General features: G+C 33.5%; 28 protein-coding genes and 1 pseudogene. 14 read left to right on the top strand and 15 right to left on the bottom strand.

The window, feature by feature from the left end:
- Positions 1-130: 130 nt before the first annotated feature.
- Both DW114_RS19450 and DW114_RS19445 read right to left on the bottom strand, forming a co-directional pair.
- Positions 131-1,381 carry an EAL domain-containing protein gene (locus DW114_RS19450; protein WP_117455797.1) on the bottom strand — a complete coding sequence of 417 codons (1,251 nt, stop codon included), beginning with the start codon at positions 1,379-1,381 and terminating at the stop codon, positions 131-133.
- A gap of 46 nt (positions 1,382-1,427) precedes the next feature.
- Positions 1,428-2,306: an ROK family protein gene (locus DW114_RS19445; RefSeq protein WP_117455795.1), complete on the bottom strand. Its 879-nt coding sequence runs from the start codon at positions 2,304-2,306 to the stop codon at positions 1,428-1,430.
- 411 nt (positions 2,307-2,717) lie between these two features.
- Here DW114_RS19445 and DW114_RS19440 point away from each other — a divergent pair, with 411 nt between their 5' ends.
- The 4 genes from DW114_RS19440 to DW114_RS19425 all read left to right on the top strand — a co-directional run bounded on the left by DW114_RS19440 (position 2,718) and on the right by DW114_RS19425 (position 5,453).
- The gene (locus DW114_RS19440) at positions 2,718-3,320 is read left to right on the top strand and encodes an FtsX-like permease family protein (RefSeq protein ID WP_117455793.1); all 603 of its coding nucleotides are present in this window, start codon (positions 2,718-2,720) and stop codon (positions 3,318-3,320) included.
- A complete protein-coding gene (locus DW114_RS19435; protein WP_117455791.1) occupies positions 3,320-4,003 on the top strand; it encodes a hypothetical protein in 684 nt (227 codons plus the stop codon). The genes DW114_RS19440 and DW114_RS19435 overlap by 1 nt, the downstream gene beginning before the upstream one ends.
- Positions 4,000-4,761, top strand: a complete 762-nt coding sequence (locus tag DW114_RS19430; protein WP_117455789.1) for an ABC transporter ATP-binding protein — start codon at positions 4,000-4,002, stop codon at positions 4,759-4,761. The genes DW114_RS19435 and DW114_RS19430 overlap by 4 nt, the downstream gene beginning before the upstream one ends.
- Before the next feature lie 155 nt (positions 4,762-4,916).
- On the top strand, positions 4,917-5,453 hold the full coding sequence (locus DW114_RS19425; RefSeq protein WP_117455787.1) for a DUF5662 family protein: 537 nt from the start codon (positions 4,917-4,919) through the stop codon (positions 5,451-5,453).
- A gap of 50 nt (positions 5,454-5,503) precedes the next feature.
- Here the strand turns inward: DW114_RS19425 and DW114_RS19420 are convergent, their stop codons facing one another.
- Genes DW114_RS19420 through rsmG form a run of 4 tightly spaced genes read right to left on the bottom strand, consistent with a single transcriptional unit; the run spans position 5,504 to position 8,679 of the window.
- Positions 5,504-6,391, bottom strand: a complete 888-nt coding sequence (locus DW114_RS19420; protein ID WP_117455785.1) for a ParB/RepB/Spo0J family partition protein — start codon at positions 6,389-6,391, stop codon at positions 5,504-5,506.
- Between the two features lie 11 nt (positions 6,392-6,402).
- A complete protein-coding gene (locus DW114_RS19415) occupies positions 6,403-7,179 on the bottom strand; it encodes a ParA family protein (RefSeq protein ID WP_117455782.1) in 777 nt (258 codons plus the stop codon).
- 13 nt (positions 7,180-7,192) lie between these two features.
- Positions 7,193-7,957 carry a ParB/RepB/Spo0J family partition protein gene (locus DW114_RS19410; RefSeq protein ID WP_117455780.1) on the bottom strand — a complete coding sequence of 255 codons (765 nt, stop codon included), beginning with the start codon at positions 7,955-7,957 and terminating at the stop codon, positions 7,193-7,195.
- 11 nt (positions 7,958-7,968) lie between these two features.
- Positions 7,969-8,679, bottom strand: a complete 711-nt coding sequence (gene rsmG, locus DW114_RS19405; protein ID WP_117455778.1) for a 16S rRNA (guanine(527)-N(7))-methyltransferase RsmG — start codon at positions 8,677-8,679, stop codon at positions 7,969-7,971.
- Positions 8,680-9,980: 1,301 nt separating this feature from the next.
- Between rsmG and DW114_RS19400 the strand changes: the two genes are divergently transcribed.
- Both DW114_RS19400 and DW114_RS19395 read left to right on the top strand, forming a co-directional pair.
- The gene (locus DW114_RS19400) at positions 9,981-10,235 is read left to right on the top strand and encodes an ankyrin repeat domain-containing protein (protein ID WP_117455776.1); all 255 of its coding nucleotides are present in this window, start codon (positions 9,981-9,983) and stop codon (positions 10,233-10,235) included.
- Positions 10,236-10,251: 16 nt separating this feature from the next.
- Complete coding sequence (locus DW114_RS19395; protein WP_117455774.1) at positions 10,252-10,713, top strand: hypothetical protein; 462 nt, start codon at positions 10,252-10,254, stop codon at positions 10,711-10,713.
- 53 nt (positions 10,714-10,766) lie between these two features.
- Here the strand turns inward: DW114_RS19395 and DW114_RS19390 are convergent, their stop codons facing one another.
- On the bottom strand, positions 10,767-11,450 hold the full coding sequence (locus DW114_RS19390; protein ID WP_117455772.1) for a LytR/AlgR family response regulator transcription factor: 684 nt from the start codon (positions 11,448-11,450) through the stop codon (positions 10,767-10,769).
- 13 nt (positions 11,451-11,463) lie between these two features.
- Complete coding sequence (gene chbG / locus DW114_RS19385) at positions 11,464-12,186, bottom strand: chitin disaccharide deacetylase (protein WP_117455770.1); 723 nt, start codon at positions 12,184-12,186, stop codon at positions 11,464-11,466.
- 136 nt (positions 12,187-12,322) lie between these two features.
- Between chbG and DW114_RS19380 the strand changes: the two genes are divergently transcribed.
- Entirely contained in the window at positions 12,323-12,634 is a 312-nt protein-coding gene (locus DW114_RS19380; RefSeq protein WP_117455768.1) for a hypothetical protein, read from the top strand.
- A 24-nt stretch (positions 12,635-12,658) separates the two neighbouring features.
- Here the strand turns inward: DW114_RS19380 and DW114_RS19375 are convergent, their stop codons facing one another.
- From DW114_RS19375 to DW114_RS19350, 6 genes and pseudogenes are all read right to left on the bottom strand, one after another.
- Complete coding sequence (locus DW114_RS19375) at positions 12,659-13,291, bottom strand: AAA family ATPase (protein ID WP_117455766.1); 633 nt, start codon at positions 13,289-13,291, stop codon at positions 12,659-12,661.
- A 2-nt stretch (positions 13,292-13,293) separates the two neighbouring features.
- Positions 13,294-14,700, bottom strand: a pseudogene (locus DW114_RS19370) (glycoside hydrolase family 1 protein).
- 14 nt (positions 14,701-14,714) lie between these two features.
- Positions 14,715-16,565, bottom strand: a complete 1,851-nt coding sequence (locus tag DW114_RS19365) for a beta-glucoside-specific PTS transporter subunit IIABC (RefSeq protein ID WP_117455764.1) — start codon at positions 16,563-16,565, stop codon at positions 14,715-14,717.
- A 160-nt stretch (positions 16,566-16,725) separates the two neighbouring features.
- Positions 16,726-17,601: a MurR/RpiR family transcriptional regulator gene (locus DW114_RS19360; RefSeq protein WP_117455762.1), complete on the bottom strand. Its 876-nt coding sequence runs from the start codon at positions 17,599-17,601 to the stop codon at positions 16,726-16,728.
- A gap of 73 nt (positions 17,602-17,674) precedes the next feature.
- Positions 17,675-18,910, bottom strand: a complete 1,236-nt coding sequence (locus tag DW114_RS19355; RefSeq protein WP_117455760.1) for a WD40/YVTN/BNR-like repeat-containing protein — start codon at positions 18,908-18,910, stop codon at positions 17,675-17,677.
- Entirely contained in the window at positions 18,907-19,731 is an 825-nt protein-coding gene (locus DW114_RS19350; RefSeq protein ID WP_117455758.1) for a hypothetical protein, read from the bottom strand. Before DW114_RS19350 ends, DW114_RS19355 begins: the two co-directional genes overlap by 4 nt.
- A 543-nt stretch (positions 19,732-20,274) precedes the next feature.
- On the opposite strand from DW114_RS19350, the gene DW114_RS19345 reads away from it, so the two are divergent.
- The 6 genes from DW114_RS19345 (at position 20,275) to DW114_RS19320 (ending at position 22,968) form a co-directional block, all read left to right on the top strand.
- Positions 20,275-20,502 (top strand): hypothetical protein, encoded by a 228-nt coding sequence (locus tag DW114_RS19345; protein WP_117455756.1) that lies wholly within the window; start codon positions 20,275-20,277, stop codon positions 20,500-20,502.
- Between the two features lie 5 nt (positions 20,503-20,507).
- Positions 20,508-21,455: a HipA domain-containing protein gene (locus DW114_RS19340; protein ID WP_117455754.1), complete on the top strand. Its 948-nt coding sequence runs from the start codon at positions 20,508-20,510 to the stop codon at positions 21,453-21,455.
- 169 nt (positions 21,456-21,624) lie between these two features.
- Positions 21,625-21,957, top strand: coding sequence for a DUF6442 family protein (locus DW114_RS19335; protein WP_117455752.1), 333 nt, complete (start codon positions 21,625-21,627; stop codon positions 21,955-21,957).
- Positions 21,958-22,042: 85 nt separating this feature from the next.
- Positions 22,043-22,270, top strand: coding sequence for a hypothetical protein (locus DW114_RS19330; protein WP_117455750.1), 228 nt, complete (start codon positions 22,043-22,045; stop codon positions 22,268-22,270).
- 1 nt (position 22,271) lies between these two features.
- A complete protein-coding gene (locus DW114_RS19325) occupies positions 22,272-22,481 on the top strand; it encodes a helix-turn-helix transcriptional regulator (protein ID WP_117455748.1) in 210 nt (69 codons plus the stop codon).
- 112 nt (positions 22,482-22,593) lie between these two features.
- Entirely contained in the window at positions 22,594-22,968 is a 375-nt protein-coding gene (locus tag DW114_RS19320; RefSeq protein ID WP_255411931.1) for a GNAT family N-acetyltransferase, read from the top strand.
- A 405-nt stretch (positions 22,969-23,373) separates the two neighbouring features.
- On the opposite strand, the gene DW114_RS19315 is transcribed toward DW114_RS19320, so the two are convergent.
- Entirely contained in the window at positions 23,374-24,408 is a 1,035-nt protein-coding gene (locus DW114_RS19315) for an FUSC family protein (protein ID WP_117455746.1), read from the bottom strand.
- Between the two features lie 163 nt (positions 24,409-24,571).
- Between DW114_RS19315 and DW114_RS19310 the strand changes: the two genes are divergently transcribed.
- Positions 24,572-25,009, top strand: coding sequence for a MarR family winged helix-turn-helix transcriptional regulator (locus tag DW114_RS19310; RefSeq protein ID WP_117455744.1), 438 nt, complete (start codon positions 24,572-24,574; stop codon positions 25,007-25,009).
- Positions 25,010-25,141 lie beyond the last annotated feature (132 nt).

The raw sequence follows: 25,141 nt of genomic DNA, 5'->3' as shown, positions 1-25,141 counted from the left end.
TCTATCTATATATCAGAAAAAACGCAAAAAAAAGAGGAATTAGCCTTTGATTTACATTCAATAGCTATATTCCTGATTTTTGTTTTTGTCAATATCTTTAACTTATTGGCATTGGATATTACTCTATGATTTATTCTTTATCTTCTTTATCTAACAAGGCAAAGAAATCTTCCATTGGCATTGGCCGATAATAATAAAATCCCTGTATTTCATCAACGCCTAGAGATTGTACAAGCTCTACATCTTCTTTTTCCTCCACGCCTTCTGCGACAATATGCATACCAAGTATCTTTAACATTTCCACAATTGCTGTTAAGATCTGAACCTTGTTGCCTCGTGGTGATTCTTCAAAGAAACAACGATCAATTTTCACTATATCAATATCTGCATATCGTAATACATTAAAGGAAGAACATCCATTTCCAAAATCATCCAGTGCACACTGGAAACCTTCTTCATGGAACTCTTTAATCAACTCGTTCATCTTTTTTTCATCAATAGATATACTTTCTAAAAATTCACACGTAATCATATTTCTTGGTACGTCATAACGTTCAGAGATATTTTTATAATCTGAAAATATTTCTGAATCATGGAAATGTGAATTAGATATATTAAAGCTCATATTTACGATTTTTTTATGCTCTTTTAATCTTTGATCCATGCGTTTTAAAACCTTTTCATATTCCCATAAATCCATCATACGAATATAGCCATTCTCATTTAAAATCGGCAGAAATTCCTGAATTGGCACCATGTTTCCATCTTCATTAAACAAACGAAGCAGTGCTTCTCCACCGATGATTTCATTTGTTTTTGCGCTGACTTTAGGCTGGATATATACCTGATACATATCTTTTTCACGACCTAATCCTGTCCATTCTTCAATTTGACGAGAACGCATATATTTTTCAAAAAATTCTTGTTTATATACTTCATAGCTAAATACACGATAAGAAATCGTATCCGTATACTTTCTACATAATTCAGCCATATCATTCGCTTTTTCAAAACTACAAGTTTTATCATCTACATAATAAATGCCAAAAGATGTATAAAGATTATGAAAAAGGATTGGATTTGTACAATCAAACAGTACATCGACACAGGGTCTTAACCATTCAGCAACAAGTTGTTCATTTGAATCACAATGTTTCAATATAATATAATTATCCGCATATTCGCGAATCATTGCATCATTTTCAGATAATGTGGTAGCCAACACGTTAAAAACATCCATCAATATTTGATTGCCTGCCGCTTGACCATGGCGTTCATTATAATAACGGAAATTCTTTATATTCATTCTAATTAAAGCAAAAGATTCGTTTTTTTCTATAAATTCTTTATACTTCTCAATTAACGATTCTTTATCATCCATATTCCCACTCCCTACCACGAAAGTATAACATACTTATAACCTTTTTTTATTTTTTATGCAAAAAATTATATAAAGACCCCAATAAATTCGAATCATTATGAAACTTACATGGCATAATTTCCGGTTTTGGTACATTTACAGGGATTCTTGCCCAGAATTCATCCATCGCTTTTTTCAATTCTGATATAAATAATGGCTGTAAAGAAATGCCTCCACCAATACAGATACGTTGAGGATCAAACATACATTGCATATTATAGAATTGTTTTGCCAGTTCTCCACAATATTCTTTAAATATACGCCAAGCGTTTTCATCCTGATTTTCTAACATAGTGAATAATGCTTTTCCATCAATATCTTCTTTCAGCTGTTTTGCGTCTTTGACTTTTTTCAATAAGAATGGTACGCCGGCATCATGATGAAAGCTTGCGCCCCATCCCAATGTATCTATATCTTTTGTGATTAAACAGGATATCTCTCCTGAAAAGTTATGTGCACCTTTAAATACTTCTCCATTAATAGTCAAAGAACTGCCAATTCCTGTACCAAATACCACAACCATACCAATTGCGATATCTTTCAAATTACCTTGCCATACTTCCGCAAGTGCTGCACAACGTGCATCATTCTCTAAGGAACAAGGAATTCCATAACGTTTTTGCATTTCCTCAACAAATGCAAACTGTTTCATATATCGTAAAGAACCACCTTCGATGACAATACCACGTTGCGCATCTACAGGCCCTGGAAAAGATACCGCAATCCCTTCATGTTCCTTTTTTATTAACCGGTCCATCACACTCCAGAACTCATCAAATGATGTTAGTGGCGTCTTGATTTTATCTTGTGAAAGAATCTTTCCATCCACATCCATATCTGCATATTTGATAAATGTTCCACCAATATCCATTACACAATAGCTCATAAAAACACCCTCTCTTATATCTCTTTAAGTATAACACGAATGTTGCTTTTTTTACCTGTTTTTCCCTAAAATTAAGTCTTTCATCTGACATAATAAAAGGCTCTCTTGAGGGATTGAGAGCCTGGCATGAAGGTAGGTAATGGAAGCTTATGTTGTGTAAACATGATAGTTATTTTAGGGATGGGGAAACTATCTTCCATTACCAGTTTGATTCAAACAAGCAAGATTTCTGCCTGCGTATATACTATAGCGCATGAATGTGAAATGTGTGTGAACATTTTATGAAAAAATTTATTTTTTATCAAAACCGCCTACTACCGTTGATGTACAAAATAACGCCTCTTATGAAAATTCTCCCCTGCTTTAAAAGGTTTTACGTATAATGAAAGAGGTTTAAAGGAGGAGATGTTTATGAATATTGGTAATTTGGCCGTTACCTCTATGAAAAACGAGAAAAAGAAATATTCTTTTCTGATTGTGAATTTAACCTTCGCAGTCGCTGTTTCAATTATTTTTTCACACTTTGTATGTAATCCAACCCTTGGATTCTCTGGTGCATTTGCACAGGAAATGGTAGCGGATGGCACCTTGCCAATCGTTTATCTGTTTTTGATGGGTACATGTATTATCGTGGTAGCGGTTGCCCTTGTATTTTATGCAAATGAATCCTATCTTCAAAATCAAAAGAAAACCCTTAGTATTATGGCGATGTCAGGCGCAAATTTGGTATCAATCACCAAATACTTTGCGCTACAGCACCTCATCTGTATGTTGTTTGCGATGATCGCAGGTATACTTATTTCATTTATAGGATTGCCCATCGTCAATTTTATATTATCAATTGCGACATCTTTGATCATTCCTATCTTTGCTTATGATATTTCAGCATATGGAATAGGACTTTTGATCATTATGGTAATGTTATTCTTTTTATGGCTGTGTGACATTGGGTATGTATATCGTACTGATAAATTTGAACTGACCAAATCTGTGGCAACAAAACAGCCGATGTAATGCCTGGCAAGAAAATATTTTCTTTATTAGGATATGGCATTCCTTTAATGATGATAATCATGATTCCACCTGTTTTACAATTATATCTTGTGTATATGATCATAGGCATGTTTGGCATCAGTGGTATTTTTCATAATATCCTGCCAGTCATATTTGAAAAATTACAGAAAAAGTATGCGTATGATGCTACAAAATCTATCTTATATTCTAATCTGATAGAAGCTGTAAAATCCAATGGATTCTTAACACGTATGATATCTATCTCCATGATGATTTTAAGTGTTTTATTATGTAGTAATGCACAACAGTCTTTGACGATTACATTTATCGCAATTTCCTTTGTGATTATGATCAGTATGATGCTATTGTGTATCTACAATAATATGACAACCCTAGCCGCAAAACGTACGATACAATACAGTAACCTTGTTTTATTGGGATATGATGAAAAGATGATCAAATCAATCATCAAGAAGGAGCAGTACTGGTACTTTGCGTTATTATTCTTATTACCATTTGTCTATGTGATAATCAGTATTGTGAAGTTTATGATGTATCAGGATATATCAATTATATTTACCATCAGTGTACTAGCTGTATTCATTGTTTTAATTATTCTATGTGAAAAATTATGTGAACTGCCACATGCTGCAGTATTAAAAAACAGGAGGTTTTCATCATGAGCGTATTAGAAGCAAAAGAAGTATCAAAAATATATTGTAAAGGCAAAGAAAATGAAGTTACCGCATTAAATCAAGTATCGTTAGCTGTAGAATCAGGTGAATTTATCAGTATTATGGGACCCAGTGGTTCTGGTAAATCAACATTACTACATGTATTAAGTGGTTTAGATACCATCTCTTTGGGTACTGTGGAGATTAATGACACTGATATTAGTAAGATGGGGGAAGCAGAAATGAGTCAATTTCGCCGAGGACATATCGGTTATGTTTTTCAGAATTTCAATCTGATTGATTCACTTTCTGTACATGATAATATTGCTTTGCCACTGGCTTTACAAAAGGGCGACAAACAGGCAATAGAATCAAAGATTCAGGAATATCTAACATCTTTGAACATTGCATCGGTAAAAGATAAACTGCCAAATGATTGTAGTGGTGGGCAGTGCCAGCGTACTGCGATAGCTAGAGCACTTGTACATGGTCCAAGTATTTTGTTTGCGGATGAACCAACTGGAAATCTTGACTCCGCAAATGCCCACGATGTATTAGAAATTCTTCAGAAGTTAAATTCAGAAAAAAATGTAACCATTATGATGGTAACGCATGATTCTATGGTAGCCAGTTATTCACAAAAGGTTTTATTTTTACGTGATGGCGTAATTGAACATGTCATAGAAAAAAAAGATAAACCACAGACAAAGTATTATGAAGAAATTGCTTCTTTCAATCTAAAAGATCGTATTCATATGATTAAGTAAGCACATAAAGACCAGATAACATATTTGGTCTTTTTTTCATAGATGAGCGCTTTATCTAAATCTTAATTCATATAATTTTGTATCTACAGGCAATTATACGTTGCACATTTTATGAACAGTGATAAAATATAGTAGACTTGGAAAGGACGAGGACTATGCATAATTTTTGGGGACATTTAAGTACCATCACAATTCATAAATGGCGTGTTATGAAACTTTGTTTTCGCTGTGGATTATATAAACAAGGATTAAAACATGATCTTTCTAAATATTCTCCTGTTGAATTTATTCCGGGTGTCCGCTATTTTCAAGGGAACCGCAGCCCGATTAATCGTGAAAAGGAATTACATGGTTACTCTATGGGCTGGCTGCATCACAAAGGCAGAAATCCTCATCATTGGGAATACTGGTTAGATAATGGTGATGAAGCACAGCATGGTGTAAAACCTGTGCGTATGCCTGTAAACTATGTAGTGGAAATGTTTTGTGATCGTATTGCCGCAAGCCGGACATATATGAAGGAGAAGTATCATGATGCGAGTGCTTATGAATATTTTATGAATGGCTATGATCGTGTTATGATGCATCCAGAAACAAAAGATTTATTACAATCTTTACTGGAATATCATCGAGATCATGGATTAGATGAAACGATTGCTTATATTCGCAAGGATATTTTAAAAAACAAATAAAACAAAAGCAGAATCACATGATGAACACATGCATTCTGCTTTTCTATACCTTAAATTTCTTCTTCAATACCGCCAAGTAATTCCAGTAATCGATTTAAATCATCATTGCCTTCATATTTGATCACAATCTGTTTTTCATCTACTTTAACTTTTGTCTGGAATTTTGATTGTAATCTTGCCTCTACCTGACCTAAATGAATATCTTTTGGTTTTGGCTGAGGTTTTTCTTTTGGCTCGTTTAATTCTTTTACAAGTGCTTCTACAGCACGTACACTCATATGAGAACTGATTGCCTTATGTGCTACATCATCCATAAGAGATGTATCTTTTAATCCAAGTAAAGCACGAACATGCCCCATGCTTAACTCTCCATCAACGACATAGTTCTGCACCTTTTTAGGAAGTTTTAACAATCGAAGCATATTGGCAACATGTTCTCTGGATTTTCCAATACGTTTCGCTAATTCTTCTTGTGTATAGCCAAGTTTCTTGATTAACTTTTCATACCCCTGTGCTTCTTCAATGGCATTTAAATCTTCACGCTGAATATTTTCCAACAATGCGATTTCCATCATCTGTTGATCATCCAACTCCATTAGAATGGCAGGGATTGTTTCAAGACCAGCTAATTTACTTGCGCGTAAACGGCGTTCACCGGTAACTAATTCATAGCCTCTTACCGCTTTTTTTACGATGATAGGTGTGAATACCCCATGTTGTTTGATAGATTCACTTAATTCCTGTATCTTTTCATCATCGAATTTTTTACGTGGCTGATATGGATTTGGTTTTACCTCATCAACAGCGACCTCAAAGCGATCAGCTACATGCTCATCCAGATTTCCCTGTTGAATATTTTCCAGGACATCGTCGACCTCTTCACCAAAAATGGCCGCAAGTCCTTTTCCCAGTCTTGGACTGCTCTCTTTTTTCGCCATGGTAAAACCTCCTACTTTTTCTTCTTGTTCATTTTTGAAACTTCATTCGCAAGTCCTGCATAAGCTTTTGCGCCTTCACAACGTACATCATATTCAAAGATAGACATACCTCTGGATGGTGCTTCACTTAGTTTTACATTTCTTGGTATGTAGTTTTTATACACACGATCTTTAAAGTGCTGACGTACTTCCTGTTGTACTTCTACACTCAGTTTAGTACGTGCATCATACATCGTTAAGACAACACCTTCGATTTTTAAATTCTTATTGAATAGCTGCTGTACCAAACGAATCGTTAACAACAACTGCGTAACACCCTCCAATGCATAATATTCACATTGTACAGGGATAATCACAGAATCCGCAGCAGTTAATGCGTTGGTATTCAATAATCCTAAGCTAGGTGGACAATCAATGATAATATAATCATAATCATCTTTTACCTTAATTAATTTATTACGAAGTAGTTCTTCTTTTCCTACTTCAAATTTTACCATTTGTAAATCAGCACCGGCTAATGATATATTGGCTGGTACGATATCGATTGGTGGTGAGCTTAATTTTTCTCTTACATCTGATACTTCATAATCTTCCATAATCAGATTGTATACAGATGGTTTATCTTCACCAACCTGTGCGCCAACACCCTGTGTTGCATTGCCCTGCGGGTCAAAGTCAACCAGCAGAACTTTATGTCCTAAATATCCCAAACCAGCCGCAAGGTTGATAGACGTAGTGGTTTTCCCTACGCCGCCTTTCTGGTTGGAAACAGCTATGATTTTTCCCATAGTTTCCACCTTTCTACTTCGGCAGACGGATTGTGATGATGACATCATCTTCCGTTTCCTGTTCCTGTATTTCTGCAGTATTTCCTGCACGTTCTACCATTTTTACAGCCTGATGAATCGTATTAATTGCGATTTTCAGGTTTTTAGAGATACCTTTCAGCATCACTTTGCGTTTTTCTTCTTTTGGCAGAGCATCCTGTTTCAACATTTTTTCAGTCTGCGCTACCGTTAAACTTTTCTTAACAATTTTCTTTAATGCTTTTTTCTGTTTATCCTCATCCAGACCAAGCAATGCTCTAGCATGACGTTCTGTGATTTCTTTTGCGCTGACTGCATTTTGAACCTCTTCATTCAGATTCAATAAACGAATTTTGTTTGCGATACTGGACTGACTTTTTCCAACCCGCAAAGCAAGCTGTGACTGATTTAATCCAGCATACTTCATGATTTCTACGTAAGATTTCGCTTCTTCAATCGCACTCAGATTTTCTCTTTGAATGTTTTCCACCAATGCCATTTCTGCCATTTGTATTTCATTAGCATCCATCACAATGGCAGGTATTTCTACTGCGCCATTCAGTTTCATTGCACGAAAGCGACGTTCTCCCGCAACAATCTGATACTTGCCATCTACTTCTCTGACTGTTAATGGCTGTATCAGTCCATTTTCTCGAATTGACTGTGCCAGATCCATCAATGCATCATCATTAAATTCTAAACGTGGCTGATATGGATTTGGTTCCACAAGATCAATCGATATCATCTTTGATTCTTTCATTCTATTCCTCCTCATAAAGGATTCTTCTTGATTTTCGCAAATGCTCTGGGATATTTATTAGGTGTCGGTTTTACTTTCTGATAAACAAAGTTCACCCGCTTAGAACCATCACTCAGCGTTTTGAAGTTTCTCTGTACTTCTTTACAACCCAGTGTTGTAATCGCTTTTTGTGCAAGGGAGGCTTCTTCTTCTCCATTCGCACCTTTCATAGCGATAAAATATCCATTCATTTTCACAAGAGGAATACACAATTCACTTAACACAGGCAAATTTGCCACTGCCCTTGCACTGACAAAATCAAAACTTTCCCTATATTGTTTTGCATAATCTTCTGCACGTGCATGAACACAAGCTACATCATCCAGCTTCAACGCTTCACACAACGCCTTTAAAAAAGTAACACGTTTCCCCAGTGTTTCCACGATTGTAATCTTTAACTCTGGATATACAATCTTTAAGGGGATACTTGGGAATCCAGCTCCTGCACCTACATCACAGAAACTTCCCTTTATATTGATATCAAAAGAAGGCAGGATCGAATCAAGAAAATGTTTCTCATAGATTTCATCTTCATCAACAATCGCAGTCAGATTCATTTTCTGGTTCCATTCAACGAGCATATCCTTATATATAGAAAACTGTTGTTTCTGCCATTCACTTAGCGTGATACCCTGCTCTTGCATCACATGAAAAAAATCATCTTTATGAAATATTTCAGACATAAGATCCCTCCAGCACCTTCTATTATAACAAAATTCATGTACTAACAAAACTGTAACTTTGTGAAATTTCTATAATCGACAAATAACTACCTTATTTCCTGGGAAATGTATGGGCAATCATACAAAAAAGCCTTCGATATTAAGAATACCCAAGGCTTTTTATTATTCAATTTTCAATTACGAACTTCCATCTTTGTATTGGATATGAATCTTTTTCTTTCCTGATTCCTCCACTTACAATATGTTATTTCATTTTTTTAATGTACCTGAATTTAAATCTTGAACATAGCATCTATCTTTATTCGCCAATTTAATTGTTACAGGTTGCGATTTTACACGCTTAGATCCTGCGTCTTAAAAATATCTATGTCCGTCGCTTTTATCATTTATCTGAGCATCACTTCCTTGATCTTTCGCTGAATGTTTCTTAATACTAAATTATTCAGTTAATATCACCTCCATGATATCAGATGCTATAACACCCAATATGTCATAATAGATTCTGTTTTTTTATGGCAACAATATGTATTGTACCAGCTATGACAGTTTCTATTATTTGATACTGCTTTGAATTTTATAGGAATACCATTGGTATGATCTTTCATTATGATCTGTCATACTCTATTATTCTTATAAATATTCAAATGTTAACAGCTATATGGAAAGGATTTATATACACCATCTCTCGTTATAACCAAGCATTGTATGGATGATGTTTCTATAATTCCTTACCTGCTAAATTCATTTATACATGGAGTTTCCTGTTTTCACAGATGATAGAATTACTTCTATCTTTTCCTGATACCTTGTCTGCTGTCACCAGTTCTTCTTCAGGCTTTAACTTCCGATGATCCACACCGTATGTCCTATAATGTTAAATGATTATGATATTTAAATTAACTTTCTATCTGATGGAATCCCTATACAAGAGAAACTTTCACGCATCAGTTTTGACAAGTTCCTTAATCATTTAACCAGCTATCGTTCCCATTTTCTCACCGCTCTCTTTCTTTTCTTATTTCTTTTTACACCTTTATTATATGCGAGTTATAAGAATTGTAAAGCGTTCTGGAATAATCGGTAAAATTTTGGAAAAATTGGTAAAATATCTTTAAAAGTATCTTATGCACATGGATAATTCATATTTTATTATATTTTAAATATCGTTATTATATAAATTTATTATTAATTTAAATTATATTAAGTATCATTTACTTTATGCATCATCTGTTTTCTACCCAATGAAAATCATGATAAAATATAATTCATAAAATAATAGAATATTTGAAAGGATGATTTGAATGAAAAAGCTGTTTAAAGATATAAGAAATAATAATGTAGAAGCCATTCAAGCGGCCATTACTAAAAATCCTACCATCGTAAATGAATATTTTGATGGGAAAACGCCTAAAAAAGACATAGGACAATCCCCGCTTCAGGTAGCGATTAAATGCCGGCATTTTGAGATCATTGACCTTTTGATTGCTCATGGGGCGGATATAAATTTCATGGAGGATCCTACCACCGTACCACCACACAGCACTTGTACTTCATGATGTTATCATTGGTGCCATGGATTCTTTACTATATCATGAATATGAAGATTCTTTAAAGTATATGAAGCTATTAGAAACTATGCTTAGGATGGGGGCTGATCCCAACAAAGAAACATTTTGTTCAGATTCGCCATACCCTACTTCAGCGATTGGCACATTGGTTGTACATGCGGAAAATAATTTAAATGAATATGTGGACTGTGATCCTAACGCATACAATATCTCAAAAAAACGCTTCTTTGATATCCTTGATCTGTTGAAAAAATATGGCGCAGATTTTGATCAATGGCTTGATCGTGATAACGATGGAGATGAAAGCAATCGTGCCACATACCTTGATGAATTTATCCCAAAAGAAAATCAGCCTTATGAAATGAAATATCGTGGCAAAATCATGAAAGGTGTTCACAAAGGTAATATTGATCAAACCAAAGTGATCCGTGCAGCCCTGAGAGAATACTTTAAATTATCATCATAAAAACATAAGGCGGGAAAACTTTAAAAAGTTCCCGCCTCATTCATATATCTTTTTTACTTTCCCACAAAGGCATGCATCTTATCAATCACAGATGCTTTCTTTGATCTGGAAATAGGTAGTTCTATATGATCCAGATAGACATGCTCCTGTTGAATCTTTGCGATATATTGCATGTTCACAAGATAACTCACGTGTATCCAGAGGAAATCATAGCCTTCAAAGAAAGCTGCCGCTTCTTTCATACTTTTACGTTCACGAAATTCTCCTCTGCGTGTATGATAAATTAAATACTTATCTTCTTTTTCGATGTAGAATATATCATTGATACGTAGTGGAATCGATACGTTATTGTAGTGAAATAAGTATTCTTCTTCCTTCTTCAACATGCGATCAATCAAAGGACAGACTGCCTGCATTTCCTCTTTAAGCTTTGTCCGGTCGAGATATAAAATACGCTGAAATGGATATCGTTCTTTCATTTCATCCTTTAGGTGAGCGACAGTATATAACATAATCCGTCTTGGTTTAGATAAAACAAAAGCCTGTGTAATTCTTGGAATATCAAATTTTTCATGAAATAACACGATTTGAAAATCCTGTTTTTCATCACTTTTCGCAAAATCTGTAATTCTGGTGAAATATGAAAATGACCATTCACGATCTTTTAAATTTCGCATTAATTCAAATAATACTTCTTTCGCAACTTCTTCTGTTTCTAAAATAGCCAGACGAATCATCCCCATCACTCTCCTATTGTATATCAGCGTAACTTACAAGTTTCACCTTTTCTTTCTCTAATAATGCTTTGCATTCTTTATTACATATAATATCCAGTTCTTCAATACGTTTCATATAATAGGAAGTCATAGATGTTAAAACCTTATCAATATAAGCAGGATGACACATTAAGTCATATGTTTTATCATCTTCCATTCCTTTTATAATGTTTTCAAAGCTTTCCAGGGAAACACCTTCGTTATAAAACGCCATGATCAGCTCTGATTTTTTTACATCACTTTCATAAACAAATCCTCCACGGATTGGATATGGATATTTTTCCAATAATCTTTTGATAACTGGTTTTAGTTTTTCTGTTGTATGAATATGGTGATGAGAATCTAAATGATCAATTTTGATACCAGCAGCCAGTACTTTTTCAATCTGTGCCTCCAGTTCTTGATACATTTCTTCTTCATCGTACACATCAATGTCCAGTTGATTTCTGAAATAGCCAGTTTCAGTAACCAATGTCTTGTGTGTTTGTAATAGTGGCTTGTAACAAGTCAGATTCAGATGCACACCAATGTGCATTTCTGGATGCTGTTTTGCCATTTCTACAGCGTGATCAAAACCAGGCATATTTGCCATGATCGTTGTAGAAGTCAGGATGCCATCCTGAAATCCTTTCAGAATCCCGTAATTCACGGCCTCACTTAAGCCGAAATCATCAGCATTCATAATTAATTTCTTCATTTTTTCTTTTTCCTCCTTGTCAAGATGTTTCTTCTATATTATACTCTTAATTAAGCTCATATGAAAGCGGTTCAACCAATCGCATCATAATTTTTTAAAAATTGTAAATCCTAATATGTAAAAGGAGATGTATCACATGGAGAGCTTATGGATCGTTTACTGGATTGGTATTTTCGCTTCTTTCGTTTTCGCCTGTTACAACATCATAAAAAAAAGATTAGTTTCCGGCACGTTACATGCATTGATTACCATTGCTTTCACAGCTTTATCCGTTATCATTGGTATTAATAGTGGTTATACTGGCAAGGGACAGGATGAGTTCACTTATTTCGTGAATCGTCTGTTTTCTCTAAAGTTTGATTCTGTATTATTAGTGGTATTATTTGTATTGATGCTTGGCTTTAATATTTATCATATCGCAGTATTCTATGAACAGTCGAATGTGTAAAAAACCTCTGAAAATTCAGAGGTTTTAAAATACTTTCGCAATTATTTTTTTACAAGTTTCCATATCTAATGAAACATCCTTTAGTGCTTCAATCAATATCTCTGCACATTTTTCTCTACTCAGCTTATCACTATCTAAACAGATATCATATGTTTTCTTATCGCCCCATCTGCTTGTGCAAACTGCATTATGATAATTTTTCCGTATTTCATCTTCTTGGTATAAAATCTTTAATTTATCTTCTTTTGTTGCATTGCTTACATCATATAAAGGATCCACATTAATTCTAGGTAGTTTATGTTCAATATTTGTATTATAAAGTAAAACATTTAAAAATTCTGTTTTATTTTTCACAACTTCTGCTGCAGCGCGTTCATGGATAATACATGGTCCTTGTTCAATGGCTATTAATATAGCTTTTGAAATAGCTTGATATACGCGTTGGAATTCTTCATCATCTTTCAATTCATCAGGATTTCTTCCAATTAAACTTAAATCAAAATTTCTTAGATATTCTTCAGTAAGCCATTCTTCATCCGCAAATTGTATGAGGTGCTTTGCTTCATAAAATTTCATATCTAGTGCATCTGCCACAATAGCAGAAATCCAACGCCCCATACTGCAGTATTCACTATCCATAAATAAACTTTTTTTCATATTTAATCCTCCTCGTGTATATATTCACCATTTGTTTGAATTACTTTTTGATACCAATAGAATGAATCCTTTTTATATCGTTGATATGTTCCATTTCCATAATCATCTACATCTACATAAATAAAGCCATATCTTTTCTTCATTTCACCTGTAGATGCCGCTATTAAATCTATTGGCCCCCACATGGTATATCCCATTACATCAACACCATCTAACATAATTGCTTTTTCAAGTTCTTTTAAATGAGCTTTTAAATATGATATACGATAGTCATCATGAACTTCTCCTTTTTCCAATTGATCAATAGCCCCTAAACCGTTTTCTACAATCATCACTGGCAGCTGATAACGATCATATAATAGATTTAATGAATAACGTAAGCCTTGAGGGTCAATTGTCCATCCCCAGTCGCTTTTTGGTAGGAACTGATTTTTATATCCTGTATCTAATCCATTCATTCCTTTCATAATGCCTTTGGTTTTTTCACCTGTGACATGTGTACAATAATAACTATAAGAAACAAAATCTACTGTGCCATTTTTTAAATCATCTAAATCCCCTTGCATAATAGGTAATTTTATATTTAATCTTTGCAATTCTTGCTTTTTATAAGCAGGATAATATCCTCTACATTGTACATCACAATAAAACAGCATTTTATGCATAAAGTCCATTGTTGCAATTACATCATTAGGATTACAACTATTGGGATATGCGAAATGTCCAGCATACATCATTCCTACTTTATTTTCTGAATCTATATGATGAGCCATTATAACTGCTTTGGCACTTGCCAATAATTGATGATATGCTGCTGTCATTCTAATTGATTCATCATCACTTTCAATCCCACCAGACACCCAAGGTTGGGTAGACATACAATTTATTTCATTAAAAGTCAGCCAATAATGAACCCTTCCTTTATAACGTTTAAACAGTATTTCTGCAAAGCGAAGATAATGTTTTACAACAATTCTATTTGCCCATGAACCATATTTTTGCAATGCCAATGGCGTTTCAAAATGTGAAATTGTAATCAATGGTTCTATATGATATTTTTCTAACTCATCTATAATGCGATCATAAAACGCTAAACCTTTTTCATTAGGCTGTTCCTCATCTCCGTTTGGAAATATTCTTGTCCAGTTGATTGACATTCGATAAACTCGAAATCCCATTTCCGCAAATAAAGCGATATCCTCTTTATAATGATGGTAAAAATCGATTGCTTTATGACTAGGATAATATTCGTTTTCTTAAATTTGCTTTGTTATCTTTCTTTTTACCCCATGTGCACCAAGACACATTACATCTGCGGTACTCAAACCTTTTCCATCTTCTTGATAAGCACCTTCACACTGGTTTGCTGCTGTAGCACCACCCCACAAAAAATCTTTTGGAAATCCCATATATTTACCTCTTTCTAAATGGTCAATATCATTAACTCTTTATTTTTATCTGCTTCGTCAATTTTGACTGACTGTACACTTGTGTATTGCTGGCTATTGGTCACTATAATCATAGTAGTACAATCATAGCCTTCTTCTTTCATTTTGTTTAAATCAAATTCTAACAGAAGCTCACCTTTTTTCACTTGTTCATTTTGTTTTACTTTAGGATAAAAGTATTTCCCCTTTAAATTAACTGTATCAATTCCGACATGTATCAAGATTTCAGCGCCATGCTTTGATGTCACACCAATAGCGTGACCTGTTTCAAAAAATGCAGAGATCGTACCATCTGCTGGAGCATAAATTTTACCTTCTGATGGAATAATTGCCATACCCTTTCCTAAAGAACCACTTGAGAATACTGAATCATTTACTTTATCTAAAGATATGACCTGCCCTTTCAATGGAGCAAAGATTTCTTCATCATCTAATTTAATTTCTTTTTGTTCATTAAGTTTTACATCTTCTTTGGGTTCATCAATTCCTAAGATAAAACTTATAATAAAGGAAACTATGAATGCAATTGCACAGCCTATAATTGCGTAAATAAGATTAGAAATACCTTTTTCGCCTAAAAAACTAGGCAACGCAAATAATCCCGGAGATACTTGTGCGTAACGCCCAACCCCCATAATACCTATAAATAAACCAGCTGCACCTCCTCCAATCATAGCAGCTATTAATGGTTTTTTAAAACGTAAACTAATACCGTACATTGCAGGCTCAGTAATACCACAGACTGCACTGATACCAGCAGAGGCTGCTAAAGATTTAATTTCTGTATTTTTACAACGGAAAGCAACAGCAAGGGAAGCTCCTCCCTGTGCAATATTAGAAACCATCATACCTGGACCAGCTACTGTATCAAATCCAGTGGTTGCTAATAAATTAATACCAATTGGAATCAATCCATAATGCATACCTGTCATAACCATCAATGGTGTAAATGTACCAACCAATAGAGGAACCAGCCAGCTTACATAATGATTTAACATACCAATTGCATCACCTAATAATTGACCACAAATGTTACCTAATGGTCCTATTGCTACTAAAGTGGCAATACCAACCACTAACATAGTGATTAATGGTGTCATAAATATTCTTATAGATTTTGGCATGTAGCGATCTGTAATTGGTTCCACATAAGACATAAACCATATCGCTAAAATAATCGGTATAACTGAAGATGAATAGCTTACCAGTGAAACTGGTAGTCCAAAAACTTCCAAACCAGTCTGTGATTCTTTTGCGACTGCAATCATATTCATAAAAGTCGGGTGCATTAGAATTGCACCTATTCCCATTGCCACAAATTGATTTACATGAAACTTTTTTGATGCACTTGCTGCAATAATGATTGGCATAAAATAAAATACCGAATCACCCATAAAATTTAAAAACTGATAAGTTTGTGAATCCGGTGCTACAACCTTTAACATTGTCAGCAACGCTAACAAAGCTTTTAACATACCTGCTCCAGCCAATGCAGGTACAATAGGTATAAAAATTCCAGAAATTGTATCTAAAATCTTATTCACAATTCCTTTTTTCTCGTCACTTATTTCATTATTTTGAAAATCACCTAATTTGATGAATTCTTTATATACATCTTTTACAGTATTTCCTATCACAATCTGATACTGCCCCCCTTTATCTACAACGCTAATAATACCTTGTATATTCAAAATTTTTTGTGTATCAGCTTGAGATGAATCTTTTAAATTGAATCTTAATCTTGTCATACAATGTTCTACTGCTACTATATTTTGTTTTCCTCCTACCAACATTAATAATGTTGAAGCAAGTTCTTTTTCAGTCATACTTTGACCTCCTCTTTTTTGTTAAAACAATCGATATCTTTTGTTTACACTTCACATTATAAGTAAAAAAAATAGACTTTCAATATTTTGAAAGCCTTTTCAAACACTGTTGCAACATTTATTTTTATCTAATATATTTTTTCGCAACACTGTTGCTAAATCATTTATCAGAATCCTTTAAAATAGGATTCTGTGTATTACGATTTATTTGAAATTCATGTGATATGATAACTTTATTTTCAAAATTTTGTTTATAATTCTCATTAAATACAGTAGCATACAGAATATCTAAAATATATAATACCGAGAGATTCATCCCAAAGTCGCCAAGATTTTCATTAAGTTTTTCTCTGGTACAAACATAGACTGTTTCATTTGCTAATTTATGAAGGGTACTATCCCCGTAGGACGTCAATGCAATAAAAGGAATTTTACGCTCTTTCAATTTATGTGCAACACGCAACAATACTTCAGTTTCTCCAGAATACGAAATCATAAGAAATACGTTTTCATTTGAACTAAAAGAAGCCAAGTAATATGCCTGATCCATCTTTGATTCTACAATAACATTTTTTCCTATTCTTAACATCTTATCCTTAAAGGTTTTGGCTATATCAGCCTGTACTCCAGAAGAACATATATAGATATTTTTCGCAGCATTTAAAATTTTTGTTATTTTAGCGATGACATCTTTATCTAACAAAGTAGCAACATCTCCAAGTACATCATTATATAAATGTTTTATCTTATAAGCTATTTCTTTTCCCTGATCATGATAATTAGGATTGACTTCATTAAAATGTGATTGAAGATAAGCTGTTTCCTCTAAATATGCTTTTTTAAAATCATTAAATCCTTGATATCCTATTTTTTGACATAAACGCACAACTGTTGATGGTGCTGTATATACTTGAGATGCGATAAATCTTGCACTTTGCTCTGCGATATTCTCTTTATTATCTAATAAATAATCTGCAATCAATATTTCAACATCAGAAAAGTCCTGTTTTTCCTTTAGTTTTTCTTGAATCAGCATGATAAAACCTCCTGTATTTATTAATTTGATTTTATCATATTTTTCATAACTTTACTTCATCATCTTATATGATTTATTCCCAATTTGTTCCATCTTTGCTTTTCGCAACTTTACCATTCTTTAATGGAATACAATAAGTGCCATCCTCATCATATGGAATTAATTGATAATTGATTTGTTGTGCAATGATTGGATTGATTTCTTTTAAACTGGTATATGTTTTGCCATGATCTTTACTGATTAAACAATCATCAAAACTGGTAACTAAAATCGTACCATCCTTCATCAATGCCATGGAATACATGGTAGAAGCTTTTTCTATATCATTTCCGGATGGTTTATCAAAAGTCCAATTGATGCCATCTGTACTTGTACCTGTAAACATCAAATAATCTCCTGACATCATCGCAATACGATACGTATGGTTTTTATCTTTTGCGATTGAAATTTGTGATATTCCCGCAGATTCACAATCTATTCGTATATCTTTCCATGTCTTTCCCTGATCTTTTGACATAATGATATGTGGCTGTTGATATTTTTCACAATAAGCAATCATAATCATATCCGCATCAATATAATAACTTTGATTTCCCATTCGATAGAAGGTCAGCCAATAATCCTGAAGGCGGCTGCCGTTTACTGGTACATTTACCCAGTGTCCACCACCATCTAAAGTAACCATTACCTTGCCTGCCTCTATTTTCATATCATACAAGGCACCATCATCACCATGATTTACCTGAGCATTTTGTTCTTCTGTAATTGGTGCCTGTGGTTTGGCTGGTGTGCTGGCATATCCATTTTCAATATCGCTATCCTTTGTAATGTCTTTTACCAATGCAATCGTTGGTGCTGACATTTTTTCTATCTTTTTCATAGCTTCTTCTTTTGCTTTTTTCTCTTGCTCCTTCTGTAATTTCATCGTTTCTTCATATGAGATCAGAGGATCATTTTCACCATTACGGATTTCAATTTTATTACCATTAAACGTTACTGTAACATCATATAAATCCTGGTTTTTTCCAATAATCTTTACCTGTGCGCTCTGTGCATTTTTCCATTCAATATCGGCAGATAATTTCTTTTCATCAAAAATTGTAAAATCACGTTCTTTGGTTGTTTCTTTATTTTTTGCGGTAATTGTCACGGTTTCTTCATTTGATTTTGTTAAAACGATTGTATTTTCACCTTTTGATTCACTCGCTAGAATATTACTGTTTTTCTGCTTTGGCATCCATATAAATAAAGCCCCTAACAACAGCGCTTCCACCAAAAATACCACAAGGAAATGTTTTAATATTTTCATAATGACAGCCCTTCTTTATCTTCCAATGCTCTTAATTTTAGCTGAATCTTTTCAGCCATATAGGTTTTTCTGCCTAGATCAATCACCTGATTTACCTCATCTCTGGCAAATCCTAATTGTTCCTGATCCATATATAATATCGCCAAGCGATAATGCTGCTGGAGTTTTCCACGATTGGTTTTCTCTTGTTTCAACATCTTTTTGAGATATACTTCATATTCTTTATCGGAAATTGCATGGTCTTTATATGCATAATACATTTCTAGCATTTTTAATCTGTTCTTCATTTTGAAAACACTACCCGCATATATTTTCTTTTTTTCTAACTTTTGCAGTTCTTCTTTTGCTGATGCCAGCTCTTGTTTACTCATGTCGATATCATCCTCAGCTTCATAAAATGCCGCAAGATTAATATGGAACATTGCTTGTTGGGCTAGCTTTTTTTCTGTCGCAAGGATATCCTGTATCATCATTTTGGCACTTGTCTGATCCCCAGCTAAATGATAATAAACAGCACAATTTGCTCTTGCCTCTGTGAATGTCTGAAGCTTTTCATCCTTTTGATATTTTTCAATCAGCTTCTTAGGATCTACATCATCATCCAAAATTGTATCCCATTCTTCATGATAATGATGAATAACCTCTTTGATTGCTTTCATCAAAATTGAGCTGACCACTGCTATTTGTAATACAAATAATAAACATAATGTTAATGCATTTACGTTCATATAAATGGCATATACAAGCGCACACGCTGATACAATCAATACAGCAATTGCAACTTTATATAATGTATGCTTTCTTATGTAATACTCTATCATAGAAATTTCCTCCTATTTATGTTATGTTAAACAGGTACATTATACTATATAGGAAGAAATCATAACGAAAAAAATTATGAAGAAATCATAAGGAATCATTATGATGAACTTTTTTTCATAAATGAATTTAACAATTAAGTTATATTATATAGGCAAGTACAGAAAACAAAACATGCAGGACCAACAAGGTATACATGTACGTTTCAGAAATACTTTACCATCACAATACAAAAATACTTTCTCTATTTTTCATGAATGCAGTTCCTTAGCTGGTGCTAATTCTTATCAATTCCATTCTGACTTTCAACTAGATCAAATCACAATTCCAAATGATTTAGTTCTCCACAGACATCTTCGCTATTTTCTTCCAATTTTCTATATCATTTTCCTATTCTGTATCCATTATTATTTATACATTTATACTTTTACTCATCATGATGCTTATGATCTTATATATGGAATACCGCATCATGAAACAAAAAACTATAGATGTTTAAAATTGTAACGTGTTATAATACTATCAGTAAAAGGATGTGATCATATATGAAAAAAACGTATCACTGGGTAAATGACGATGTCAAAATAGATTTCAAATTACCGAATATGATTCAGGATCTTGTTGATGAGCTGGAGGAAATGGATCAAAATGAAGATTGGTCATATTTTGATCGATGTGACTTCATAGAAAATATCACTAAAGAATTTGTGATTAATAAAGAAATGACAAGCAAACAAAGAGATATACTATGTGAGCGATATCGAGGAGGATAATGTTTATGTTCTTAATAGATTTTAATGAATGTATAGAAAATAATAAAGCCTATGGCGGTATGGCAGGCAGCAAACTTGGTATCATCTATCAAAATGAAGATTGGATATTAAAGTTTCCAAAAACTACTAAGGGAATGCGCGAAACCGAAATTTCTTATACAACTTCTCCACTTTCTGAATATATAGGCAGCCATGTATATGAAATCCTTGGCTATCCTGTTCATGAAACAAGATTAGGCGTTAAGGATCATAAGCTTGTTGTGGCATGTAAAGATTTCACAAATGCAAATGTGAAGTTACAGGAATTTAGAGAAGTCAAAAACTATTATAATAAAGATCTTGAAGCATTCTTAGAAGAAACAATATCAGAAAGTAATAGTGTTGGTAGTACCAGTTTACATGCAGTAAAAGCACACCTAAAATATAACAAACTGTTAAATATCATTGAAGGGATGTCAAAACGTTTCTGGGATTGTGTAATCATAGATGGATTCATTAATAATAATGATCGTAATAGTGGTAATTGGGGCATTTTGCGTTATTTGGATGGTTCCGTATCATTAGCACCAATTTTCGATAATGGAGCTTCTTTTTCCACCAAAATATCCGATAATAGAATAAAAAGCCTGTTGGAAGATGAAACAAAATTAATGAATAGTGCTTTAAATACTGTAACTGGATATAATATTGATGGAAAAGTTCTTCAATTTCGTAAGCTTTTAAAGATGGAAGATGAGGATATAAAAAAAGCTATTAAGCGCGTTGTCCCCATAATACAAGAACATATGGATCAAATAGCAAATATGATTTATGCAATACCAGAATCAGAAAATGACATAGAAATCATCAGTAAGGCAAGAAAAGAATTTTATGTGAAAGGAATGGAAATACGTTTACAAGAATTATTAATTCCAGCATGGAAACATATACAAGAAATAAATAAAAAATCTTAATAAATTTATAAGAACAGGCTAATGAGTCTGTTTTTTTCATGGATACAAAATTATACTTATAGAATAAATGCACATAAAACTTGGCAAAATCTGTTGACAACAAAACTTGGCAATGCTATAGTATAGATGCCAATAAAACTTGGCACAAGATACAAAGGAGAAAATTGTTATGAATAAAGAAGAAATTTTAAACAAAAGCAGATCAGAAAATAAAAATGGAGATGAAAGAGAAAAAGCATTAGAACAACGTGCCAGTCAGAATGCTTATATCGCAATTATGTTTGTCTTTTTAGGACTTGCCATTATATCCTTTATACAAGAGGCAATCACAGGAGCATCTTTTATTGATTATCAAATCTGTTCCCTAGCTTTTCTTGTTGGTTTTGCGGGTCGTCACATTACGTTTTATATCAATACGAAAGATAAACTAAATCTTTATATTTTTGTGGGTTCTGTTATTATATCCATAATGATTTTGACAAGATTAATACTAAAAGCATAGGAGGCCTATAATGAATAAAGAAGAAATATTGAAAAGAGCACAAAATGAACAAGATGAAATGGTTGTCTAGACACATGATAAAGCAATGAAATATACTTATATTGCCTTGGTGATCAGTGCCGCAATCTTTGCGTTCATCAGAGCGCAAAAAGATCAACCTATCATGGATTTATGTGCAACTGTATGTTTCTCTGTCTTTGCTGGTCGCATATATTGTTATGTGAAAACAAAAGATTCTACTAATCTGATAATGGCGCTTATTACTTTGCTTGTCGCGATATTTGCAACCATCAGATTCTTCATGGGGCACTAACATGAATGATACATTAATTTTAAAAAACCGCCTAAAAGAGGCAAGAACAGAAAAAGGATTATCACAATCCGCATTAGCTGAAATGGTTGGGGTATCAAGAAATACCATCAGTTCCATTGAAACTGGTCAGTTCAATCCTACTGCGAAGCTTGCTTTGATTCTCTGCATTGCTTTAGACAAGAAATTTGAAGATTTGTTTTACTTCGATTAAGAGGATTATGATGATGAGAAAAGTAAATGAAACAGATGATCTAAATAAGATTAGCTAAATCTATGAAGAAAGTTGGAAATCTGCCTGTAAAGGAATCATTCCTCAAGATTATTTGGATCATCTTCCAAAAGGTAAATGGGCTAAGAATTTATCATCTGAAGGAAGGCGTTCCCTTGTGATGATAGAAGATAATCAAATGATAGCTACCTCTAGTTATGGTTCATCAAGATTATCCAGATTACATGAATATGGTGAAATTATTTCTATTTATATGCTTCCAGACTATATGGGTAAAGGTTATGGCAAACAACTTCTTCATGAAACAATCATGTGTTTAAAAGAAGAAGGATATCATGATTTGTATCTTTGGGTGTTAAAGGAAAATCATCATGCCAGAAAGTTTTATAAAAACGCTGGTTTTATACAAAGTGATGATGTTCTATTTAACTCTTTTGGTAAAATATCAAATCGATTTAAATACATTTAACTCTTTTTTGTTTTAGCTGATAGAGTTAAATCTACTTAAATCTTTTCATAACACAGTTGTCATAGATAACCATACAATTTGTTCACGATATTGTTATTTTTGTAAGCCCTTGTATACCATTAATAAACTTTACAAAAACTTTACCATTTTCCGTTGACTTTCATTTTGTATGCGGTATAATTCCACTAAATAAAGCATAACTATACAATAGCTAAGCTCAGGAGGTACGCGAATGAACGCAACACAGGAAGAAGTAGAAGAAGTATTAGAAGAAGAGGATTTTGTAAGTTATTTAGCTCAAGAAATAGCTGATATCAAATCTGGCAAATCTACCTGCTATGATTAAGTTTTATTTATTTGTATAGAAGTTGCATACGAAAAGGATGAAAATACGTTACATATTTTTCATCCTTTTTTTGAGGTTGTATAAGGGAAATCATCAGCCAAAACATAATGCTGAATATCCTGTTGAAGCTTTTTTAATTTTTTCATCACAAAAGTCAACGCATAAATCACGATAACAATGACGATTCCTGCAACTAAACAAGCGATACGCTGTTCAATCGCTGTGACGCCATCTAGTAAAACAAGAGATGCATTTAACGCACTGACAGCATTAATTATCTGTTTATATTTATAATCCGGCAGGAAGAACCCGATATAGCCAAAGAACATGACTACATACATGGCGTATTGTTGCGGTATCAAAATTTGAAATAACAGAAAGAACAAAACCACACCTATCATGGTTCCGATAAAACGATATTTTATACGTTCCATGGTTTCTGAAAATTCTAATTGCGTCAATGACATTACCACAATACTAATCCATAACGGTTTTTGAAGGTGCAGCAGCATACCAGTTGTCATCGCAAAGGCAATACCGAAGGACATACGGAAAATATAACTGCGATTTTTAGCACACAGCTGTATCTGTTGTCGCATCGTTCTTCCATTTTTGCCATATCCATAACGATACCAGTTAATGAGGGTCCCTACGCCAACAATCAAACCACCAAAGAAAACTGCATTCATCCTAGATGCCAGCAGATCAAATGGAAGTGGAGTCGCCTGTGAAAATACAAAACATAATAAAAATGAAATATTTGGCTTATATGCGACTGGCTCATTACTCAATAAAATAATCAATACTGTAAAAAGAAAGTACAAAGGAAATGCTAGTACAGGAGAAACAAGTGCTAATTCCCCTGCCAATCCTCCACCTGTATAAAGGAGCATGATGATGAAAAACATTGTCCATGGCCGAATAGGCAAATCCATCATTGGCAGCATCGTAAAGCCTACGCCGATGGCGACACCAGGCAGGATATTTTCCACTCCAAATATAATCTGAAAGATAAACACAAAGCCTACATTGATCACAAAACGAAAAGCATTGTGCAGGATTAATCCCAAATATGACTTACTTTCTGTCTTCATCGATATCCCTCCAATTTCTATATAATAAACAACAAATAACCTTGCTTTTCTATTCATTTTACGCTATTCTTAATTTGATACAGTTTTGTGAATAGTAAAGTGTTATGTACTATATTGTATGCTTCTGCTTTTGTTATGTCAAGCAGAAAGAAAGGAACTAGTTATGAATGATCGTGATATTATAGACAACTTTATCAAATTATTGCCATTATGGCATTATAAAGTAGAACGCCCTATCAAACGTACCCAAAAGCATTCTCAAATCAGTTATGAAACACATTATTGTCTGATTGCCCTTGCGAAAAAAGGTCCAATGACAATGAGTGAATTATCTTCCTCTTTAAAATTATCCAAACAACAGGCAACCCAAATTATTGATAAACTTTATCAACATCACTTAATCCAACGGTTTCATGATGAAAAAGATCGAAGAATGATTCGTATTGCTATTAGTGAAGAAGGTACACAGTTTCTAAAAGAGAATGTGATTGATTCTGCATCAGTAGAAGCATCGATGCCACTTACACTTGATGAAAAAGAAAAAGAAGAGCTAAGAAATGCCACAGACACACTGATCAGACTACTAACAAAATTAGATTAATCCCTCCATGTTAAATATCTTTGACACTTTTCCAAAGGTATTTGATAGAATGATTTTATAAATTTTCGTACAATAAAATAGAAAGACAACTATATTAAAGTCAAGTAATAAATTATGAAATAGTATGAAATA

Source organism: Absiella sp. AM09-50 (genome assembly GCF_003433845.1).
In the GTDB taxonomy this organism is placed as follows: Bacteria; Bacillota_I; Bacilli_A; order Erysipelotrichales; family Erysipelotrichaceae; genus Hoskinsella; species Hoskinsella hominis.
The sequence above is the reverse complement of the archived record's forward strand: the minus strand, read 5'-3'. Positions and strand labels throughout refer to the sequence as shown.

Bases quoted from the DNA above. Each gene is read 5' to 3' on its own strand.
- DW114_RS19450 (WP_117455797.1), bottom strand. From the start codon at position 1,381: ATGGATGATAAAGAATCGTTAATTGAGAAGTATAAAGAATTTATAGAA.
- DW114_RS19445 (WP_117455795.1), bottom strand. From the start codon at position 2,306: ATGAGCTATTGTGTAATGGATATTGGTGGAACATTTATCAAATATGCA.
- DW114_RS19440 (WP_117455793.1), top strand. From the start codon at position 2,718: ATGAATATTGGTAATTTGGCCGTTACCTCTATGAAAAACGAGAAAAAG.
- DW114_RS19435 (WP_117455791.1), top strand. From the start codon at position 3,320: ATGCCTGGCAAGAAAATATTTTCTTTATTAGGATATGGCATTCCTTTA.
- DW114_RS19430 (WP_117455789.1), top strand. From the start codon at position 4,000: ATGAGCGTATTAGAAGCAAAAGAAGTATCAAAAATATATTGTAAAGGC.
- DW114_RS19425 (WP_117455787.1), top strand. From the start codon at position 4,917: ATGCATAATTTTTGGGGACATTTAAGTACCATCACAATTCATAAATGG.
- DW114_RS19420 (WP_117455785.1), bottom strand. From the start codon at position 6,391: ATGGCGAAAAAAGAGAGCAGTCCAAGACTGGGAAAAGGACTTGCGGCC.
- DW114_RS19415 (WP_117455782.1), bottom strand. From the start codon at position 7,179: ATGGGAAAAATCATAGCTGTTTCCAACCAGAAAGGCGGCGTAGGGAAA.
- DW114_RS19410 (WP_117455780.1), bottom strand. From the start codon at position 7,957: ATGAAAGAATCAAAGATGATATCGATTGATCTTGTGGAACCAAATCCA.
- rsmG (WP_117455778.1), bottom strand. From the start codon at position 8,679: ATGTCTGAAATATTTCATAAAGATGATTTTTTTCATGTGATGCAAGAG.
- DW114_RS19400 (WP_117455776.1), top strand. From the start codon at position 9,981: ATGAAAAAGCTGTTTAAAGATATAAGAAATAATAATGTAGAAGCCATT.
- DW114_RS19395 (WP_117455774.1), top strand. From the start codon at position 10,252: ATGGATTCTTTACTATATCATGAATATGAAGATTCTTTAAAGTATATG.
- DW114_RS19390 (WP_117455772.1), bottom strand. From the start codon at position 11,450: ATGATTCGTCTGGCTATTTTAGAAACAGAAGAAGTTGCGAAAGAAGTA.
- chbG (WP_117455770.1), bottom strand. From the start codon at position 12,186: ATGAAGAAATTAATTATGAATGCTGATGATTTCGGCTTAAGTGAGGCC.
- DW114_RS19380 (WP_117455768.1), top strand. From the start codon at position 12,323: ATGGAGAGCTTATGGATCGTTTACTGGATTGGTATTTTCGCTTCTTTC.
- DW114_RS19375 (WP_117455766.1), bottom strand. From the start codon at position 13,291: ATGAAAAAAAGTTTATTTATGGATAGTGAATACTGCAGTATGGGGCGT.
- DW114_RS19365 (WP_117455764.1), bottom strand. From the start codon at position 16,565: ATGACTGAAAAAGAACTTGCTTCAACATTATTAATGTTGGTAGGAGGA.
- DW114_RS19360 (WP_117455762.1), bottom strand. From the start codon at position 17,601: ATGCTGATTCAAGAAAAACTAAAGGAAAAACAGGACTTTTCTGATGTT.
- DW114_RS19355 (WP_117455760.1), bottom strand. From the start codon at position 18,910: ATGAAAATATTAAAACATTTCCTTGTGGTATTTTTGGTGGAAGCGCTG.
- DW114_RS19350 (WP_117455758.1), bottom strand. From the start codon at position 19,731: ATGATAGAGTATTACATAAGAAAGCATACATTATATAAAGTTGCAATT.
- DW114_RS19345 (WP_117455756.1), top strand. From the start codon at position 20,275: ATGAAAAAAACGTATCACTGGGTAAATGACGATGTCAAAATAGATTTC.
- DW114_RS19340 (WP_117455754.1), top strand. From the start codon at position 20,508: ATGTTCTTAATAGATTTTAATGAATGTATAGAAAATAATAAAGCCTAT.
- DW114_RS19335 (WP_117455752.1), top strand. From the start codon at position 21,625: ATGAATAAAGAAGAAATTTTAAACAAAAGCAGATCAGAAAATAAAAAT.
- DW114_RS19330 (WP_117455750.1), top strand. From the start codon at position 22,043: ATGAAATATACTTATATTGCCTTGGTGATCAGTGCCGCAATCTTTGCG.
- DW114_RS19325 (WP_117455748.1), top strand. From the start codon at position 22,272: ATGAATGATACATTAATTTTAAAAAACCGCCTAAAAGAGGCAAGAACA.
- DW114_RS19315 (WP_117455746.1), bottom strand. From the start codon at position 24,408: ATGAAGACAGAAAGTAAGTCATATTTGGGATTAATCCTGCACAATGCT.
- DW114_RS19310 (WP_117455744.1), top strand. From the start codon at position 24,572: ATGAATGATCGTGATATTATAGACAACTTTATCAAATTATTGCCATTA.